18 protein-coding genes are annotated in these 15,490 nt (G+C 61.1%); 14 read left to right on the top strand and 4 right to left on the bottom strand.

Features of this window, described 5'->3' with window-relative positions; translation table 11 throughout:
- Positions 1-107: 107 nt before the first annotated feature.
- The 8 genes from ACH9L7_RS14000 to ACH9L7_RS13965 all read left to right on the top strand — a co-directional run bounded on the left by ACH9L7_RS14000 (position 108) and on the right by ACH9L7_RS13965 (position 7,505).
- The gene (locus ACH9L7_RS14000) at positions 108-1,112 is read left to right on the top strand and encodes an ABC transporter substrate-binding protein (protein ID WP_396611307.1); all 1,005 of its coding nucleotides are present in this window, start codon (positions 108-110) and stop codon (positions 1,110-1,112) included.
- A gap of 149 nt (positions 1,113-1,261) precedes the next feature.
- Positions 1,262-2,080 carry a 3-(cis-5,6-dihydroxycyclohexa-1,3-dien-1-yl)propanoate dehydrogenase gene (hcaB, locus tag ACH9L7_RS13995; protein WP_396611306.1) on the top strand — a complete coding sequence of 273 codons (819 nt, stop codon included), beginning with the start codon at positions 1,262-1,264 and terminating at the stop codon, positions 2,078-2,080.
- A gap of 75 nt (positions 2,081-2,155) precedes the next feature.
- The gene (locus ACH9L7_RS13990; RefSeq protein WP_396611305.1) at positions 2,156-2,983 is read left to right on the top strand and encodes an aspartate dehydrogenase; all 828 of its coding nucleotides are present in this window, start codon (positions 2,156-2,158) and stop codon (positions 2,981-2,983) included.
- 6 nt (positions 2,984-2,989) lie between these two features.
- Complete coding sequence (locus ACH9L7_RS13985) at positions 2,990-3,862, top strand: EamA family transporter (protein WP_396611304.1); 873 nt, start codon at positions 2,990-2,992, stop codon at positions 3,860-3,862.
- Between the two features lie 94 nt (positions 3,863-3,956).
- A complete protein-coding gene (locus ACH9L7_RS13980; protein ID WP_396611303.1) occupies positions 3,957-4,382 on the top strand; it encodes a universal stress protein in 426 nt (141 codons plus the stop codon).
- A gap of 95 nt (positions 4,383-4,477) precedes the next feature.
- Positions 4,478-4,684 carry a hypothetical protein gene (locus tag ACH9L7_RS13975; RefSeq protein WP_396611302.1) on the top strand — a complete coding sequence of 69 codons (207 nt, stop codon included), beginning with the start codon at positions 4,478-4,480 and terminating at the stop codon, positions 4,682-4,684.
- Positions 4,681-4,977 (top strand): transcriptional regulator, encoded by a 297-nt coding sequence (locus ACH9L7_RS13970; RefSeq protein ID WP_396611301.1) that lies wholly within the window; start codon positions 4,681-4,683, stop codon positions 4,975-4,977. The genes ACH9L7_RS13975 and ACH9L7_RS13970 overlap by 4 nt, the downstream gene beginning before the upstream one ends.
- 1,166 nt (positions 4,978-6,143) lie before the next feature.
- The gene (locus tag ACH9L7_RS13965; RefSeq protein WP_396611300.1) at positions 6,144-7,505 is read left to right on the top strand and encodes an NAD-dependent succinate-semialdehyde dehydrogenase; all 1,362 of its coding nucleotides are present in this window, start codon (positions 6,144-6,146) and stop codon (positions 7,503-7,505) included.
- A 31-nt stretch (positions 7,506-7,536) separates the two neighbouring features.
- Here ACH9L7_RS13965 and ACH9L7_RS13960 read toward each other — a convergent pair whose 3' ends face one another.
- The 4 genes from ACH9L7_RS13960 to ACH9L7_RS13945 form a co-directional block, all read right to left on the bottom strand.
- Entirely contained in the window at positions 7,537-8,547 is a 1,011-nt protein-coding gene (locus tag ACH9L7_RS13960) for a hypothetical protein (RefSeq protein WP_396611299.1), read from the bottom strand.
- A 62-nt stretch (positions 8,548-8,609) separates the two neighbouring features.
- The gene (locus tag ACH9L7_RS13955; protein ID WP_396611298.1) at positions 8,610-8,981 is read right to left on the bottom strand and encodes a (2Fe-2S) ferredoxin domain-containing protein; all 372 of its coding nucleotides are present in this window, start codon (positions 8,979-8,981) and stop codon (positions 8,610-8,612) included.
- The gene (locus ACH9L7_RS13950) at positions 8,981-10,189 is read right to left on the bottom strand and encodes a CbtA family protein (RefSeq protein WP_396611297.1); all 1,209 of its coding nucleotides are present in this window, start codon (positions 10,187-10,189) and stop codon (positions 8,981-8,983) included. Before ACH9L7_RS13950 ends, ACH9L7_RS13955 begins: the two co-directional genes overlap by 1 nt.
- Before the next feature lie 2 nt (positions 10,190-10,191).
- Positions 10,192-10,380 (bottom strand): CbtB domain-containing protein, encoded by a 189-nt coding sequence (locus ACH9L7_RS13945; RefSeq protein ID WP_396611296.1) that lies wholly within the window; start codon positions 10,378-10,380, stop codon positions 10,192-10,194.
- A gap of 173 nt (positions 10,381-10,553) precedes the next feature.
- Between ACH9L7_RS13945 and cbiT the strand changes: the two genes are divergently transcribed.
- Genes cbiT through cobJ form a run of 6 tightly spaced genes read left to right on the top strand, consistent with a single transcriptional unit; the run spans position 10,554 to position 15,489 of the window.
- Positions 10,554-11,111 (top strand): precorrin-6Y C5,15-methyltransferase (decarboxylating) subunit CbiT, encoded by a 558-nt coding sequence (cbiT, locus tag ACH9L7_RS13940; RefSeq protein WP_396611295.1) that lies wholly within the window; start codon positions 10,554-10,556, stop codon positions 11,109-11,111.
- Entirely contained in the window at positions 11,111-11,818 is a 708-nt protein-coding gene (locus tag ACH9L7_RS13935) for a cobalt-factor II C(20)-methyltransferase (protein WP_396611294.1), read from the top strand. Before cbiT ends, ACH9L7_RS13935 begins: the two co-directional genes overlap by 1 nt.
- Entirely contained in the window at positions 11,815-12,654 is an 840-nt protein-coding gene (locus ACH9L7_RS13930) for a cobalt-precorrin-4/precorrin-4 C(11)-methyltransferase (protein WP_396611293.1), read from the top strand. Before ACH9L7_RS13935 ends, ACH9L7_RS13930 begins: the two co-directional genes overlap by 4 nt.
- Entirely contained in the window at positions 12,651-13,613 is a 963-nt protein-coding gene (gene cbiG / locus ACH9L7_RS13925) for a cobalt-precorrin 5A hydrolase (protein WP_396611292.1), read from the top strand. Before ACH9L7_RS13930 ends, cbiG begins: the two co-directional genes overlap by 4 nt.
- Entirely contained in the window at positions 13,610-14,461 is an 852-nt protein-coding gene (locus tag ACH9L7_RS13920; protein WP_396611291.1) for a precorrin-3B C(17)-methyltransferase, read from the top strand. The genes cbiG and ACH9L7_RS13920 overlap by 4 nt, the downstream gene beginning before the upstream one ends.
- A 2-nt stretch (positions 14,462-14,463) precedes the next feature.
- A complete protein-coding gene (gene cobJ / locus ACH9L7_RS13915) occupies positions 14,464-15,489 on the top strand; it encodes a precorrin-3B C(17)-methyltransferase (protein WP_396611290.1) in 1,026 nt (341 codons plus the stop codon).
- Position 15,490 lies beyond the last annotated feature (1 nt).

The raw sequence follows: 15,490 nt of genomic DNA, 5'->3' as shown, positions 1-15,490 counted from the left end.
TATCAAACGTAAATGGCCCCGATATAACGGGATAAATCCAAGAATGTGCCCGGAGATATCTTCCGGTAGAAATATATCCGGGTATTGTTTTTTGATTTATGATGCCTGTGAGAGACACACATGCAAACAGGCGAGACGTTCTGAAAGCGACCGGCACTGCGATAGCCGCGGGTAGCCTCGCTGGCTGTCTCGGCGGTGTCACCGGTGGCAGGTCGGAGACAGTCTCGATTACACTCGGTCATGGAATCGCATCGGAAGAACCGCTGTGGCTGATGGATGCGATGCCCGACCTTCTCGAACACTGGGGCGATGCATACGAAGCCGAGTTCAAGGCGTTCCCCGCCAACAACCAGCGCCTTCAGGCGTTTCAGGCGGGTGAACTGCAGGCAGGAACCTCGGCGGCCGTCACCGCAATCTTCTCGACGAACAGGGGACTCCCACTGACCGTCGTCGCGAACATCACCCAGGAACGGGAAGACACCTTCCACGAGAAGTTCCTCGCCCGGCCGGATTCGGATATGAACGGCCTCAACAAGGAATCGCTCGAGGGGAAGAAAATCGGCATCTGCGCGTTCAAGTCGTGGTGTGACCTGTGGGCCCAATCGGCCGTCCGGTCGGTGGGTCTCGAACCCGACAAGGATGTCGAGTTAGTGAAGGTCCCGTTCCCGTCGATGGGCGAAGCGGTGAGTAAAGGACAGGTCGACACGGCGATATTCCCGCCCGTGTTCGAGATGTTGGGCAAGCAGAAACACGAACTCAAACCCATCTTCAGCGTCATCGACACGGTCGGGTGGGAACACGACCTGATGGAACTCTGGTTCTCGACGCAGTTCATGGACCAGAACCCCGATGTCGTCGAGAAATTCTTACAGGACTACTCGACGGCAGTCGACTACTACAACAACAACGCCGAAGAGTCGAAGCGAGCGATTCACGACGCTGGCTACGTCCAGACGCCGAAAGAGACCTACGTGTCGCTCCCCAATTACACGCACAGTGTTCAGCCGCTCACCGAGAGCCTGAAGAAAATCAATCAGCTCGTCGCCGACATGGGGTGGATCGAGGAACCGGTTGACATTGACAACCTCTACAACCTCGAATACCTCCCGTGAACCGCCGTCAAACGTTCCTGTCTGCCGTTTTGTAACGGGCGCAAACCGCCCGGACCGCTCTTGAGCGCCGCAAGTAGCGTGTTCAGAGTCACCGGCGAACATTCGTGCGCTGAACACACTTATGTTCCCAGTCTCCCTTCTTTGGTGTAATGACCTGGCTTGACAATCAAGTAGCACTGATTACGGGCGGTGGCTCCGGTCTCGGTCGCGCAGTCGTCGAACGATTCCTCGAAGAAGGGGCTGAGGTTGTCGTCCTCGACAGAGACCGCGAACGGCTCGACGACCTCGACGCAACCTACGACGAAGTGGCGACCGTCCACGGCGACGTAACCTCATTCGCCGACAACGAGCGGGCCGTCGCGACCGCAGTCGACGAATTCGGCCGCCTCGACGTATTCGTCGGCAACGCTGGCGTCTTCGACGACAACGTCTCGCTTCCCGAACTCGACGCCGACGCTATCGGTGAGAGCTTCGCCGAACTGTTCGAAGTCAACGTGCTCGGCTACCTGCTGGGCGCTCGTGCCGCCCTCCCCGAACTCGTCGAGACAGAGGGGCGAATCGTGTTCACCGCCTCGCAAGCGAGTTTCAACTCCGACGGCGGGGGCATCCTGTACGTCCCGTCGAAACACGCCATCGCGGGAATCGTTCGACAACTCGCGTTCGAACTCGCACCGACCGTGCGAGTCAACGCCGTCGCGCCGGGATACGTCCCGACGGAACTCAGCGCGACCGACTCACTCGGTGGCGACCGAGCAATCGTGACAGCCGAGGAGTTCGACGCCTCCAACCACCCGCTCGATATCGTCCCGACACCCGAGGATTACACCGGACCCTACGTCCTACTGGCGTCCAGGGAAAATTCGCGGCCCATGACGGGGACGATTATCCGCGCGGACCTCGGTCGCTCGGTTCGTGGAATCACGTCCGTTGCCGGTCGTGCGACCGAGTTCGTCACTGACGGACTCTGACCGCCGGGCGACCCGGTACCCGCAGCGTCCGCCGTTCCCGAATGACTTTTGCTACCGTGTTACAACTGACCGACTATGCCGCTTAGAGTGAGCCTCTTCGGTTGCGGAACCATCGGTCTCGAAATCGCTCGCGCGTTTGCCGACGAAACCATCGATGCCGAACTCACACGCATCTACGACCGAAACGCAGAGAAACGGCAGACCGTCATCGACGAGTTTGGAGGAACCGACGCACCCGAACCTGTCGAGGAACCCACCGAATTGTTCGCGGGCGTCGACCTCGTCGTCGAGGCCGCCGGTCAGTCCGCCGTCGCCGACGTGACCGTTCCGAGCCTCGAAGCCGGGTGTGACGTGTTGGTGTTGAGTGCCGGTGCCCTTGCAGACGCTGCCCTCCGTCAGCGGGCCGTTCGTACCGCCGAACGAGAAGGGCAGGTCGTCCACGTTCCCTCCGGGGCTATCGCAGGTCTCGATGCGGTGAAAGCTGCGGCCTTGACCGGCGACCTAGAGACGGTCTCGCTGACGACGACGAAGAATCCTGCCGGACTCGAGGGCGCACCGTACCTCGTGGAAAACGACATCGACGTGCAGGCGTTCGAGACGGCGACGACAGTATTCGAGGGGTCTGCGACCGAAGCGGCGCTTGCCTTTCCCTCGAACATCAACGTCGCGATGGCGCTGAGCCTCGCGGGTATCGGTCCGGACGAGACGACGGTCCGAATCGTCGCCGACCCCGACGAGTCAAACAACGTCCACCACATCGAGGCCACGGGAGGGATGGGATCCATCGAGACGACAGTTCGGAACGTCCCCTCGCCGACGAATCCGAAGACGAGTTACCTCGCTGCGGTTTCGGCGATAGAAAAGCTCCGAACGATGGGCGCGACGGTACGCGTGGGAACCTGAACACGAATGGAGACGTTACTGCCAGTCCTGTTCGCGCTCCTGACGGCGTTCGCGTTCGCCGTCTCGACAGTTCTCGTTCGAGTGGGCGTCAGAGAGTCGAGTCCACTCGTCGCGCTCGTCATCACGATGGCCGTGAACGTCGTCGTCCTGTGGGGACTGAGTTTCGCGTGGTACGATATCTCCGTCGACCTCTGGTCGTGGCGATGGTTCATCCTCGCTGGTGTTTTCGCACCTGCACTCGGTCGGCTCGCGAACTACATCGGCATCCAACGCGTCGGCGCGAACCTCGTCTCCCCTATCACCAACATGAACCCGCTCGTGTCGGTCGGACTCGCCATCGCGGTGCTTGGCGAACGACTCCCGCTTCCCGGCTACGCTGGGGTGCTGCTTGCCGTCGGGGGCGGCGTCGTCCTCGCGTCAGTTCGTGGGGACGGAATCAACCGCGTTCGCCGGACCGACCTCCTGTACCCGCTTTTCGGCGCGCTCACGTACGGAACCGTCCAGATATTCCGGAAGGTTGGAACGGGCCTCGTCGCCGAACCGACAATCGGTGCGGCAGTGAACTTGACCACGTCGTTCGTCCTCGTCGCGGGCGGAATCGTCGCGACGGGACGACTGAAGACACTCGTCGTCCCGCGTCGAGATGCCCTTACCTTCGTCGCGGCCGGTACCGTCTCGAGTCTTGGCCTCGCGTCTCTGTACGCTGCGCTCAGTATCGGGAAAGTGACCGTCGTCACGCCGATTTTCAACACGTCCCCGCTGTTCGTCCTCCTGTTGACGGGGCTGTTCGTTCGAGACGGCGAACTGTTCAGTAGCCGGGTTCTCGTCGGGACAGTGACTATCGTCGTCGGCGTCGCGGTGTTGACCATGTGGGCGTGACGCTCGAAGCGTTCCCAGCAGCGCCACGCTACACCCGGATTCGCCGCGCCAGCGACGTGAACATTTATCTCGGATGTCCGCACTTACTACAAGTATGGCAATACTCGCTGCTGTGAGCGGCAAGAAGTCGCCAGACCAAGTTGTCACCGTCGCAAACGACCTCGCCAAGGCCCACGGCGAGGAGTTGCTCGTCTTCCACGCGATTTCCGAAGAGCTGTTCGAACAACGGTCAGAGTTGGCGGATGATTACTTCCGTGACGATGCCGTTCACGACGCAAAACAGGTCGCTCGACGAGTGGTCGAAGAGACGGTCGGTGACACCGATGGGGTGACACTGCTGGGTCAAATCGGAGCACCCGCCGCGAGCCTCCTTGAGACAATCGAGGAGAAAAGTCCCTCTTACGTCGTGATTGGGTCGCGAAAGCGGACACCGGTTGGGAAGGCCCTGCTCGGGAGTACGACCCAGTCGGTGATGCTGCACACGCCTGTTCCCGTCGTCGCGGTCCCGACCGACGAGTAGCCCATGTGCGACAGAGACGGCCCACGACCGAGGAGTCTCGGTCGCTTGGGGTTCGGAGCAAAATGTTTATGCTCGACCGAATGCGACAAAGTAGCATGACAGAAGAACACATGCAATTCCCTGAGTGCTGCGGTTACTGCCCGCACCGACAGCATTTCTCGGCCGCATGTTCTCACGAACTTCGGCAATCACTCGTCTTCGAACTGGCGACAACAGAGAAGTCCTGCCCCGTTTTCGACGACTTGCACGCCCAAGAGATGTCACGGTTAGAACGCGAGTTATCCAAGTTCGCCAATCGATGACGGACACACGCCCGCAGAACCTCTGGCCGTTGGAGAGACCGAAAACGCGGCAGACGGACGGAAGCAACGAGCACCTCGACGAGATGCCGCCGAGTGCGGCGCTCGTATACGACATTCTCACGCAGGCAGACGAACCTGTATCGAGTACCGAAATTGCCAGCAGAACGCTCCTCGCACCTCGGACGGTACGAGACGCACTGAATCGACTCCAGGACGCGAAGCTCGTACACTCGCGAGCGAAGATTACGGACCCCCGTAAGCGGCAGTACGAACTGACCGACGACAGACGGTAATCACCCGGCCGACCACCCACTTATTCTCGCGAGGCTCGACTGAGAACCGTTCTTGAACCCGTGTGGCAGATAATTGCACCAGCCCGTTGGCAGGTCGCCAGAACCGACACTGCGTACGAAATAGACGAGAGACTAACTGAAGGAGCAGATAAGCCGTGGTTCGGCACGCTGCCGGTGTATTCGCGTCCAAAGATACCGAACAGCGAATTTCGAGTTCATTCTGTGCAGTCCAAAACCAATTAACCGCTGACACCGGGTGTCAGCGGTGTAGCACCCGTTCGAGGTGTGTATGCGAGACAGAGTAGTTCATACCAAAGAGGCAAGAAATTATGAAAACCGACTCATTTGTTTCCTAATGCCGAACGAAAGCAATGGAGGAACGACCGTCACTATCTTCGCTTCACACCCACATTACAAACGTACTCTTGTAATAGATAACTACTCCAAGACGTTTTCCATAATGTATGTTTTACATCATTGTTCCTAAATGCGTGCAGTAGAACATCCCAGAGCAACGTTTCGTGGACAATAGCAATAGTCAAAGACAATATAATTTATACAGAGACCCGTCTTAGTGGGGTGTTTTGTATTAGCGAACAATCGGGAGGTAGCAGTGAGAGTCTGTTCAGAGGGCCTCCTCCGAGAGATGGTGCCGGACACCCGTTTCTTCTCCGGGTTGTCGAGTTAGTCGCCAACAAAAAGCACATAGTATTGCCTGATTAGGGAACAACCGATAACCATGGACCAAGATAGATACTAGTCATTATCCAGTTCTCACCGCACAAACACCCAATATTCAACCTATATCTTGTAGAAAGTATGTGAATTGCCAAGGAAAGTAAATTATTTCTAGATTCGAATTACAAAATTAGTCTGTGGCCCCGATTTGCCCCATTGAGAAGCAATAATATCCAATACTACCACCACATTATAGTATTTTACTTACCCATAGTGTTGTGTATTAGATGCAATTCTAATGTGGCAAGACATCACTGCTCGATGGACCTCAAGTTCGAAGTCGAACGATTCAGGCGAGGTTCTCTGTCGGAGTAGCCCGCCGCGCGGAACGAAACCCATTGACTACACAAGCGCTCTTCACCCGACCGCCATAGTGTAAACTTACAAATATAATTAACAGTGATGTGTGTTCGAGGAGCAGTGACGATATGGAGTCGATAAACCCCGCTACGAACGACCGAATCGAAACCTACGAGAAAGACACCGACGAGGATGTCGAAGTCGCGCTCTCCCGCTCGATGGACGCCTTCGAGGAGTGGCGCGAGCGTCCACTCCGCGAACGCGAAGAACTCCTCGCGAACGCCGCGGAAGTCCTTCGAGAGAACAAACAACGGTATGCCGAGTTGATGACAAAAGAGATGGGGAAACCCATCTCGCAGGCACTCGCCGAAGTCGAAAAGTGTGCCTGGGCGTGTGACCACTACGCCGAATACGCCAGCGCCTATCTCGGTGAGGAACAGTACCCCAGTCCGCCCGGGTCCGAGGTCAAAACCGTCCACGACCCGCTCGGCCCGGTGTTGGCCGTGATGCCGTGGAACTTCCCCTTTTGGCAGGTTATCCGATTTGCCGCGCCGTATCTGACCGCCGGGAACGTCGGCCTGCTCAAACACGCCTCGAACGTCCCCGGGTGCGCCCTCGCACTTGAGGAAGTGTTCGAGGAGGCAGGCTACCCGGACGGCGTCTTCCAGACGCTTCTCATCGGGTCGGGGAAGGTCGACGATGTGCTCTCTGACGAACGAGTGCGTGCCGCGACGCTCACCGGCAGTGGACCGGCAGGCCGGGCAGTGGCCGAAACCGCCGGGAAGCACCTGAAAAAGACCGTCTTAGAACTCGGTGGGTCGGACCCGTTCGTCGTGCTGGACGACGCGGACCTCGACGCGGCGGTCGAAGCGGGCGTGCAGGCCCGTACCCAAAACGGCGGACAGTCCTGCATCGCCGCAAAGCGATTCATCGTCCACGAGGCAGTCTACGACGAGTACGTCGACAGACTCGTCACGGCGTTCGAATCACTCACCATCGGCGACCCGATGGACGAAACGACAGCTATCGGTCCGCAGGCCGACCCCGACTTGATGGCCGAACTGCACGCACAGGTTCGAAAGAGCGTCGACGCTGGGGCGACGGTCTTGACCGGCGGCGAACCCCTCGGCCGCGAGGGTGCGTACTACCCGCCGACCGTGCTGACCGACGTTCCTCACGGCTGTCCCGCCGACGCCGAAGAGACCTTCGGACCCGTCGCGGCCGTGTACAAAGTCGCCGACGAGAAAGAGGCCATCGAGAAGGCGAACGACACCCGATTCGGTCTCGGAGCGAGTCTCTGGACCGAAAACAGGAAGCGAGGCCAGCGCCTCGCACGAGATATCGAAGCAGGGTGTGTCTACATCAACGAGATGGTGAAATCTGACCCGCGAGTCCCCTTCGGTGGTGTCAAAGACGCGGGATACGGCCGCGAACTCTCCGAAATCGGCATCAAAGAGTTCGTCAACCGCAAGACGGTCTGGACGCAGTGACAGGCGAGGGTGCTGGTGTCGCCCTCGACGGTCAGAAGAACTTGTGCGCTTCGTAGCCGTAGGTTTCGGGTGCGACGTCGACGACGCTCTCGTCGTGTAACGAGGTGAAGTAGGTCGCGTCGCTCCAGTAGTACTCGTCGAAGACCGACCGTGCAGTGACGTTCAGTACCGGCGGGAGCGCAGGGTCATCGCGTTCGATGAACATGGCGACGTTGAAACTGTTCAGCCCAAGCGAGGCGTAGTACGAGAGCACGTTCACGAGTCCTTCTGCGAAGTCGTGCGTCACGTCGCCACGGGGGTTGGGAACGCCAGTATGAATCTGCGACGCGACGCCGACAAGGTGGCGGTGGTGCTTCGGGGCGAACGGTGCGAGCCAATGTACGCCGCCGGTCTCGGCCACGTACCGGTCACCACCCCGCTCTTCGATTGCAAGTTCCGACCAGTACACCTTGTCGTGCTCCTCGTAGAACTCGCGAGCGGCGTCAGCGACACGGCGCTGTTCGTTCGTCCCGCGGTCGTCGACGAGCGTCTGCATGTGCGGGTGGATGAGGCTCGACCCGGCGGGGCGGAGGAAGTTCATATTCACCGATGCGAACCGGGCGTTGGCGTCGTGTCCGAAGACATCCCGGACGTACTGAAACGCCGCACAGAGCCCGTCGGCGAACTGTTCTGTGGTGAACTCGTCGATTGGAACGAAATGCTCCTCGGTGAGCGCGACGACGTTCGAGTACGACCCGTACGGATTCAGATTCGGGAAGGAAGTCGCTTCGCCGCTTTTCCCGCGGTCGGTGCCGACCCAGTCGGGGTAGGTGGGTGTCGCTTCTTCGACCGTCCCCGGACAGAAGAAACAGCCCTCGCTATCGAGGACCGAGTCGTCGATTTCGGGGTCCTCGGGAAGCAGGAAGTTGTCGGTGACGACCCGCGTGGTGCGCCCGGTCAGCGGGTCGGTCCGAATCTCGGTTTCGACCGTTGTCTGCTCGAACTCTTCGAGCGGACTGTGGAACGTCGCCTCCTGGGTGTCGAGTTCGAACGCTATTGACATATGTGAAGGTTCGACGGGGCGAGTGAAAAGCCTAGCTCCGAGCCGAGAGAATCGGTCTGAACTTATCTCGGGGAGCCATCTTCAGCGGGCGAGTCCGCAGCGTCGTGCTGGCCGAGCAAGTCAGCCTCGTCTCCAAACTCGTTGCTCAGCAACGCCGGAACGTCCTCCGGACGAACGTCCGAGTACCAGCGATTTCGCGGGTGAATCGCAATCGCAGCACCGTCGGCGCTACACAGCCCGAGGCAACTCGTCTCCGCGACGTAGACGTGCGACCAGAAGACGCCGCGGTCACGCAACCACGTTTTCACCGCTTCGTACACCGCCGGGCCGTGAGCCTCCGCACAGGCCGCGTATTCGGAGTCTCGGTCGTTCGTACAGACCAGTACGTGGTCCGTGAAGCCGTGTTCACGTACCTCGTCGGTTCTATCCTGCATCAGTCGGCCATCACGGTTGACCCGTGACCAGCGTTTTGCGTGTCTGTTTGCGAGTCAATCGACCGGAGTTGCGCGTGCGTCGCCGCGAGGAGCAACCAGACGAGAACCTGTCCGAAGACGAACAGCCCCAGCAGTCCGGTTCGAAGTTCGGGCGAGAGCGCATCGGTGACCACGTTCGTCGGTGCCACCGCGGCCGGAATCGCGAGCAGACCGAACGGAAGCACCGCAGCGACGACGGCGACGGTGCGCCCGTTGGACTCGGACACGCGGTTGTACACATAGCCGGAGAGCAGACAGACGAGCGCGCCGACGACCATCATCCCACCGTAGAGCAGGAGACGGGTGTCAGTCGGCAGGGACTGCTGTGCGCCCGGTGTCACCGGCGGCAGCACCATCCACGGTGCGCCGGAGACAGTGACGAACCCGGCGAGACCCATCGCGTAACTCTTGGCCGCGCCGGTTCCCGGAATCGCGGGTTCGAGGAAGTAAAACGCGATGCCGAAGAACACGCCGCCGAGCAGAATCGCCCACAGTCCGCTGGAGATGACGCTCACCGTCTTGTTGACCGCCATCGAGACGGCGGTGTCGTGGTGGTCGTCGCCCTCACCGGCGTGGCCACCCTCCTCGTGGGCGTGGCCACCCTCCTCTTCGTGGGCGTGAGCACCTGCGCCTTCAGTCACGTCCGGTTCGACCACAGCACCGCTTTCGCTCGTGAGCGCTGCGTCGAACTCCGAGGGAACGTGTTCGGTGAAGAGGACGTAGTGTCCTTCTTCCTCCACTTCGAGCGTGAACGTCGTCGCACCCGATTCGGCGAACCGGAGGTCATAGAGCGTGTCCTGTGCCGCACCGAGAGAACCGCCGTTTTCGACTGCAACGGCGGAATCGTGGCTTTCGTAGAGTGCTGCTGCTGTTCCTTCGGTCTGGTGGATACTCTCCTGACCAGCGTGGTCACTCCGGAGTACGGCAAGGTGCATGGCTGGGTCCGGTCCCTCCTGGAACGTGTACGTGTAGGTTCCGGGTTCGAGGTGGTACGAACCAGCCCACTCCCACGGCGTTCCGCTCTCGCTGTGACCTGCTTCGGCGGCCGCGTGGTTCATCTCGTCGGCGTAGACGACAAGCGGGTTGGCGACGAGCGCCATGAACAGGCCGAACACGAGTCCGGCGGCTATTCCGGCCTTCACGCCCCGCGTCAGATGTGCTGCGAGCATCCTCAGTGGCAGGCGATGCCAGCCGCGTGTCGGAAGTTGTGCATCGAGTCGTGGACGAGCGGTTCCTGCATGAACAGGAGCGTGAATCCCAGCGCGGCGGCAAAGAGCAATCCGGCAGCCATCTGCGTCGGCGTGAGCTCCATCCGCGCCTGTTCGATTCGACCGTGAACGGTGTTGGTGGTGGAGGCCATTCTAAACTCAAATTGAGTAAAATCAAGCCAGATTGTAAAACTTTCGAGAGGGGTCAAGACGAGTTGCGTTAGAACAACCTAAATTTAACATCTCAGCGCGTGATTTTATGAAACCTCAGTTTCTGTATTACAAGCACAATTGTTTTCAAACACCGCTTGGATTGTTGACCCGAATGTCACGCCTACAGCTCCCGCACGACGCAAGGGCGGGCCCCACGAAACCCGAGGTGAGAGCGGTGACGCTCGACAAACTCGGCTTGCGCCCGACTGACCACTTCGTCGATGTCGGGTCGTGTACCGGCTCTGTCACCATCGAGGCGGCACGGCGAGTCCGACGAGTGACGGCAGTCGAGCGAAAACCGAACCGACTGGAAGTCACGAAAAAGAACCTCGCCGCGAACGAGTATGACGCCGACGTGACGCTCCGTGAGGCGGAAGCGCCGGAGGGCCTTCCGGAGGACGCCGATGCGATGTTCATCGGTGGGAGCCGAAACTTCGAGGCGGTGTTGGACCACGCCGTCGAGACCGAAGTTGACCGAGTCGTCATGAACGTCTCGCGGGTCGAACCGACGGGCGCGGCTATCGAGGCGTTCCGCGAGCGTGACCTGCTCGACGAAGTCGTCCAGATGCAGGTGAGCCACGGCTACGAACTCGCTGGCGCGACGAGTTTCCGGTCGAACAACCCCGTCTACATCATCGTCGGCCGACGAGACGCCGGAGGACTGGACTGATGACCGTCTACGGAATCGGTCTCGGTCCCGGCGACGCCGACCTCGTGACCGTCAAAGGAAAACGAATCCTCGAATCGGTCGATGTCGTCTACTCGCCGGGGCGACTCTCCCGGACGGTCGCGCTGAATCACGTCCCCGAAGAGCGAATCGGCGACCTCGACTTCCCGATGACGCGCGACCCGGACGAACTCCGGCGTGCGTGGAAAGAGGCCGCCGCGGAAGTCGCCGAGAGAGCCGCATCGGACGACGTCGCGTTCGTGACGCTCGGCGACCCGAACGTCTACTCCACGTTCGGTCACCTCCGCCGGACGCTCGACGCGTTCCACCCCGAAGTCGAACTCGAAGTCGTCCCCGGCGTGAGCGCGATGACGGCGTTCGCCACTGCGCTGGGCGTCGAAATCGAGTCGGGAACCGGACTCGCGCTCCGCGAGGCCGCAAACGGCGCGGCCCCGACCGGCCCCGACCGGATGATTCTGTTCAAAGTCACGGACGCCTCCGCGACCTACGAGGGGCTGACCGATGCAGGATACACCGTGCAGTTCGGCCGCCGTCTCTTCATGGAACAGGGCGAAACCATCGTCACGTCCGACCCGGAGGAACTCGCAGAACGCGACTATTACACGCTGGCGTACGCCGAGCGAGAAGGGCTGGAACGTGACGTTGCAACCGCGGAGTTCGATGGCGTGGGCTCGGGGGGTTCGGCATGACGGGCGACGGAGACGCGGACACCGGCTTCACCGACAAGGAGGGAATTCCCTTCGTCGGTGCTGGACCGGGCGACCCTGAACTGCTCACGGTCGCGGGGCGACGACTCGTCGAAGAAGCAGACCTCGTCGTTCACGCCGGGTCGCTCGTCAACAGCGAACTCCTCGACGAGTACTGCGACCACGCCGAACAGGTCAACAGCGTCGGCAAGGACCTCGAAGAGCTGATTCCGCTGATGGCCGACGCCTACGAATCCGGCGAGACAGTCGTCCGACTCCACAGCGGCGACCCGGCGATATACGGGGCCGCGCTGGAACAGATGGACGCGCTGGCCAAGGAAGGGGTCCCGACCTACCTCGTTCCGGGAGTCACCTCCGCGTTCGCCGCGAGCGCGACCCTCCGCACGCAGTTGACGCTGAACGAAGTCGCAAACCACGTCGTCTTCACCCGACCGCAGGGTCGGACGCTCACGGCCGAAGAAGACCACATCAGTGATTTCGTCGGCTTCGGCGACACCACGGTCTGTATCTACCTCGGCACCCACGCCGTCGCGGAGACGATGGACCGCCTCCTCGACGAAGGTCACGACCCAGACACCCCCGTCGCGGTCGTCTATCACGCCTCGTGGCCGGACGAGGACGTTATCGAAGGCACCATCGAGACCATCGGCGAGAAGGTGTCCGAAGCAGGCTACCGCGCTTCGGCACTCGTGATGATTGGCGACGCCGTGACTGGGTCGGACTACGAGCGGTCCTTCCTCTACGGCGACTGGGCCCGCGGGGGAGACGCGCCGAACGACGACCCCGATTCTGCAACACAGGAGCGTGATGCACAATGAGTGATTCTGATTCTGGAAGCGGACACTGTCAAACACCAGACAGCGACGGAGAGGTCGCACGCGAGATTGGCATCGTCAGTTTCGAGCGAAAGCTAGAGACGGCCGAGAAGATCAAACGCGACCTCGCCGACGACTACGACCGCATCGACATTCTGACCTACCACGGCGACGTGTTCGCCGAGCACTGGGGCGAGTACGACTGTTTCGTCGGCCTGATGGCGAGCGGCATCGCCATGCGAAAAACCGCTGGCCTCCTCGACGACAAGTGGGAAGACCCGGCGGTCGTCGTCGTGGACGAAGAACTGACGTGGGCGATTCCGCTCACCGGCGGGCACCACGGCGCGAATCAGGTCGCGTACGACCTCTCGAAACTCGGTGCGGTCCCGGCGATGACGACCGCCTCCGAGGCGGCCGGAAAACAGGGCGTCGAGAGCAAGGCGAAGGCGCTCGACTCCCACGTCGTCAACGGCGATTCGACCGTCGCGACGAACCTCGCGGTCCTCAACGACGAACTCGGGCCAGTCGCCCGACTCGACGGGCCGAAAGCCGTCCTCGTCGACGACGACGTGACCGTCCTGAAGCGAAACGGCGACGACGGCGTCGTCCTCGGGACTGGCAGCGTCTCCGGCGCGAAAAAAGAACAGTTCCTGACCGCGTGGGAACGCGCCCTCGACGACGCCGACTGCGACTGGGACGACGTGGATTTCGTCGCGACCGGCACGCGAAAGGCCGACGAACCCGGCATGCTCGACGCCGCGCAGGAAATCGACGTGGGTGTCGTCTACTTCGAGAAGGAGACGCTCACCGAGTTCGAAGGTCCGACCCCGTCGCGGTCGAAGGAACTCATCGGCTGGCCGGGCATCGCCGAGGCGAGTGCGATTGCTGGCGGCCGCGACCACGAACTGGTCGTTGAGAAGCAACGCTACGACGACGCCGTGACCGTGGCGGTGGGGCGATGAGCGAAAGCACAGAGACGACGACAGGCGACCGCGAGGAAGCCCCTGCCGATTACGGCACACTCTACGTCGTCGGTATCGGTCCCGGCCTTCCGGCGCACATGACCCAGCGCGCCAAAGAGGTCATCCAGACGGCGGACTGCGTCGTCGCGTCGAACCTGTATCAGGAGTTCCTCCGCGACGACGACACGCTCCCGCCGGAAGACAGCGACGACGGCCCGGAAGTCGTTCGCTCGTCGATGGGCCAGCAGGTCGAACTGACCCGTGAGGCCTTCGAGCGAGTCCGGGCGGGCGAAGACGTTGCGCACGTCTCCGGCGGCGACCCGAACGTCTACGGCAAGTCCGACCTCGTGTTCACGATGGCCGACGCCGACGACGCGACGGACGTGCCAATCGAAATCGTCCCCGGCGTGACCGCTGCCCTCGGCGGCGCGGCGATGATGGGCGCGCCGCTGTCGAACGACTTCTGTACCATCTCTTTGTCCGACAAGTGGCGCGGGTGGGACGAAATCGAGGAGAAACTGCGCGCCGCAGCCATCAGCAACTTCGTCATCGTACTGTACAACTGCTGGCGGAACTACACCCGCGCCATCGACATCGTCCGCGAGGAACGCGCCGACGACGTTCTGGTCGGCATCTTCAACGACGCTGGCCGGGGCGAAGCCGGACGGAATCTCGACGACGAGACGTTCTCAATTACGACCCTCGGCGACGCGAAATCCCACGACGAAGACGTCGGCGGGATGGGCACGTCGATTCTCATCGGCACGCACGAAACCGAACCCTGGAGCAACGACTACGAAACGTACCTCGTCACGCCCCGTGGCGGGCGCGACGTTGACGACTTCTAACCATGAGCGAAACAGACACAGAAACCGAATCGAAGTGCGGTGGAAAGACGACCGAATCGAAGACGACCGAATCGACCGAGGCGTCGACCTCGAAGTGCGGCGGCAAGTCGGCCGCGACCGAATCACGCGACTCCTCGGCCTCCAAATGCGGCGGTTCGAAGACGTCCGAAGAACAGTCGAGTTCCAAATGCGGCAGTTCGAAGAAGAAACAGACCGACGAGAAGGTCGAAGCGACCATCGACGACTTCGACGGCGAACCGGGGCAACTCGTCGCGGTCGGACTCGGTCCCGGCCGAGCGAGTGAGATGACGACGCTGGCGAAAGAGACGCTCCGCGAGGCCGACCACATCGTCGGCTACACGACCTACGTCGAACTGCTGCCGGACGACATCGTCGAAAGTGCAGAAGACATCTACTCGACGCCGATGTGCGGCGAAGTCTCCCGGACCGAAGAGGCGGTCGACCGGACGCTCGCCGGAAACGACGTGGCAATCGTCGGCAGCGGCGACCCGAACGTCTACGCGCTGGCCGGTCTCGCACTCGAAATCCTCGAATCGAAGGGTGCGACCGCGAGCATGGTCGACTTCGACGTGGTTGCTGGCGTCCCCGCCGCGCAGTCCTGTGCGGCCCGACTGGGTGCGCCGCTGGTGAACGACACCGTCACTATCAGCCTCTCTGACCACCTGACGTCGATGCCGACCATCGAGTCGCGCCTGCACTCGGCCGCGAAAGAGGGCTTCACCATCGTCATCTACAACCCGTGGAGTCGCAAGCGACGGTCGAACTACGAGAAGTGCTGTGAGATTCTCCTCGAACACCGCGACCCCGACACGCCGGTTGGCATCGTCCACGGCGCAGGCCGTGACGACGAACAGGTCGAAATCGTCGAACTCCAAGACTTGCCCGAACTCGGCGAAACCGACCTCGTGGACATGACGACGACGCTGCTCGTCGGCAACGAGGAGACGTACGTCTGGGACGACCGGATGGTGACGCCCCGAGGGTACGAACAGAAATACGAGTACTGAG

It is taken from the genome of Haloferax sp. S1W (genome assembly GCF_044593955.1).
GTDB lineage: Archaea > Halobacteriota > Halobacteria > Halobacteriales > Haloferacaceae > Haloferax.
The sequence above is the reverse complement of the archived record's forward strand: the minus strand, read 5'-3'. Positions and strand labels throughout refer to the sequence as shown.